The following is a 2,659-nucleotide window of genomic DNA, read 5'->3' as shown; positions in this document are numbered from 1 at the left end:
CCCGCCTCCAGCCGCACCCGGTCGAGGCGCGCCACCGCGCGCTCCAGCTCGACCCACCAGAGCCGGCCCTCGCCCGCGGCGAAGTCGCTCGCCACGAACAGCGTCCAGGGCGCGCCGTGCCGGGCCAGCACCGGCGCGGCGTGGACCGCGTTGTCGCGGTAGCCGTCGTCGAAGGTCAGGGCGCAGAAGGGCGGCCCGGTCTCGCGCGCGAGGCGCTCGGGCACCGCGTCGAGCGGGCAGAGCTCGAAGCCGCGCGCCCGCAGCGTCCCGAGCGTCAGGTCGAGGAAGTCCGGCGTGATCGCCAGCAGCCGGTTCGGCGCGAAGGCTCCGGGCGGCTCGGGCCGGACGTGGTGGAAGGTGAGGATCAGGCCGCGCCCGCGGGCGAGCGGGGCGAGCCAGCGATCCGCGCCGCTCACGGCGACCGCCCGGAACCCGGCCTCGAACAGGCGGTGGCGGCTGCGGGAGGAGAGCATGGCGGCCGAGCCCGGAGCCCGGGAGCGGGCGCGAGGCCGGCTTCTAGCAGCGCGCCGGTAAAGGAAGGGGAAAGTGGCGGCGTGATTGAGATCGCTCGCGCTGCATCGTCCACTTTCATCAAGCCGCGTGCTACGGGGTCTTGCTTGCACTTGCTCGGTGTTCTTGTTCGACGTCCTGGCCCGGCTCACTCGCCATGGGCCGCGGACCCGTGCAGGCCGTCCCGGACGCGGCGGTCCGGGCACGCGGGGAGCGCATGACGGTTCCGGTCCCGAACCACGACGGACGCCTCGCCGACGCGGCCGGTCAAGGCTTGCGGGCCGAGATCCTGCCCGGGCTCGCGGCCGCCGAGGATCTGTGGCGCGGCCTTGAGGCGCGCGGCGGCATCCTCGCCACGCCCTATCAGCGCTTCGCCTGGGTCTCGGCCTACGTCGCCGCCCTGCCCGATCCCACCGGTATCCGGGTGCTCGTCCTGCGGGATGCGGCCGGGCGCCCGCGCCTGCTCCTGCCCTTGAGCGTGGGCCGGTCCTTCGGCGTGCGGGTCGCGCGGGTCGTCGGCGGCGGGCAGGCGAACTTCCACCTGCCGCTCTTCGCCGATCCCGAGGCCGCGGCGCTCGCGCCCGCGGCGCTGCGGCGCGCGCTCGCGCGGGCGGGCCGGAAGGCGGGGATCGACGTGTTCCTGCTCGGGCCCCAGCCCCGTCTCTGGGATGGGACGCCGAACCCCCTGGCGGCCGGGGCGCCACCGGCCCCGAGCGATGCCTACGGCATGCGGCTCGGGCCCGATCCGGAGGCCAGCCTGCGGCGCGCCTTCAGCGCGGAGGCCCGCAAGAAGCTGCGCGCGAAGGAGAGGCGCCTGACCGAGAGCCTCGGCCCCCTCGCCTACGTCCGGGCCGAGACGCCGGGGGAGCGCGTCGCGTTCCTGGCGGCCTTCCACGAGCAGAAGGCGGCGCGGCTCGCCGCACTCGGGCTGCGCAACCCCTACGCCGACCCCGCCACCCGCGCCTTCCTCGAGCGCGCCGCCGCGGGGCCCGACCCGGCGATCGAGATCCACGCGCTCGTGGCGACTGGCCGCGGCCGCGTGCTCGCGACCTTCGCGGGCGCGGTGGACGCGCACCGGTTCAGCGGCATGCTCACCGCCTTCGACGCCGAGGCGGAGGTCGCCCGCTCCAGCCCCGGCGACCTGCTGCTGCAGCATCTCGTGCGCGACCAGGCGGCTCGGGGCCGGCGCAGCCTCGATCTCGGGCTCGGCGAGGCGCGCTACAAGCAGAACACCTGCGACGAGACCATCGCGATCGCTCAGCCGGTCCTGCCGGTCACCCCGCGGGGCCGGGCCTTCGCGCTCGCCGCGGCCGGGCTCACCCGGCTGAAGCGCCGGATCAAGCGCGATCCCCGCATCTTCGCCCTGCTCGGTCGCGTGCGGCGTCTGCGGGCGCGGGAACGCCCACCGGCGTGAGTGCGCCGGCCTTTGGCCGACCTCGGGCCGGCCTTGGGCCGACCTCGGGCCGGCCTCAGGCGGCGGAGAGGCGCAGCTCCATCGGCTCCGCGACCGGCTCCGTTACCGGCTCGGCGCGGCGCGCGGGACGGTCCTGGGCCACCAGCACCTGCCCGGCGCCCGCATCCTCGGCGAGGCCGAACAGGTCGCCGAGTTCGGGATCGTCCGCCGAGGCGTTCGAGGCGAGGATCACGCTGTCCATCTGGGGGGCGAGCTGCGCCAGCAGCGCCAGGACCTCCGGCACGAGGCGCAGGCGGAAGACCACCCAGTCGTAGGCCTCCGCCGTGGCATCCACGGTCGCGGCCAGGACGTCGGGCTCGTCCAGCAGCACCTGCGTGTCCACGGACCCGGTCGCGATCCGCTGCAGGCCGCCCGCGGCCTGGATCACATCCTGGAAGGCGGCCTCGCCGGCGACGAGGTCGGTGAGGCCGGGTTCGTCCGCCTCCTCCTCCGGGCCGTTCAGGTCGATCGCGAGCGTCGCGGCGCCCGCCGCGAGATGCCGGGCGAGCGCGTCCGGCAGGTCGCCGTCCCGGCGCGGCTCGGTCTCGACCACCAGCACCGTGCGGCCCGAAGTCCGGCGCGGGCCGTCGCCCAGCCGGGCGACGAGCGGAGCGAGCGCGAACCCGGCCGGTTCCGGCGCGCCGGACGGCGCGGGCATCGGCTCCGGCTCCTGCGCCGCGGCGCGGGAGCCGGAGC

At 76.5% G+C, this 2,659-nt stretch carries 2 protein-coding genes and 1 pseudogene; 1 reads left to right on the top strand and 2 read right to left on the bottom strand.

Translation table 11 applies throughout. The annotated features are described in order from the left end of the window. Positions 1-473, bottom strand: a 473-nt coding sequence (locus tag AX737_RS00185; protein ID WP_156453430.1) for a polysaccharide deacetylase family protein, incomplete at its 3' end; no start/stop codon positions are given. A 254-nt stretch (positions 474-727) separates the two neighbouring features. Between AX737_RS00185 and AX737_RS00180 the strand changes: the two genes are divergently transcribed. Next, the gene (locus AX737_RS00180; RefSeq protein ID WP_066918047.1) at positions 728-1,924 is read left to right on the top strand and encodes a GNAT family N-acetyltransferase; all 1,197 of its coding nucleotides are present in this window, start codon (positions 728-730) and stop codon (positions 1,922-1,924) included. Between the two features lie 55 nt (positions 1,925-1,979). Here the strand turns inward: AX737_RS00180 and AX737_RS00175 are convergent. Further along, a pseudogene (locus AX737_RS00175) lies at positions 1,980-2,659 on the bottom strand (lipopolysaccharide biosynthesis protein); the annotation flags it as partial.

Source organism: Methylobacterium sp. CCH5-D2, from assembly GCF_001556475.1.
In the GTDB taxonomy this organism is placed as follows: Bacteria; Pseudomonadota; Alphaproteobacteria; order Rhizobiales; family Beijerinckiaceae; genus Methylobacterium; species Methylobacterium hispanicum.
Note: the sequence above shows the minus strand (reverse complement) of the source record. Positions and strands in the feature narration are given on the sequence as shown.

Bases quoted from the DNA above. Each gene is read 5' to 3' on its own strand.
- AX737_RS00180 (WP_066918047.1), top strand. From the start codon at position 728: ATGACGGTTCCGGTCCCGAACCACGACGGACGCCTCGCCGACGCGGCC.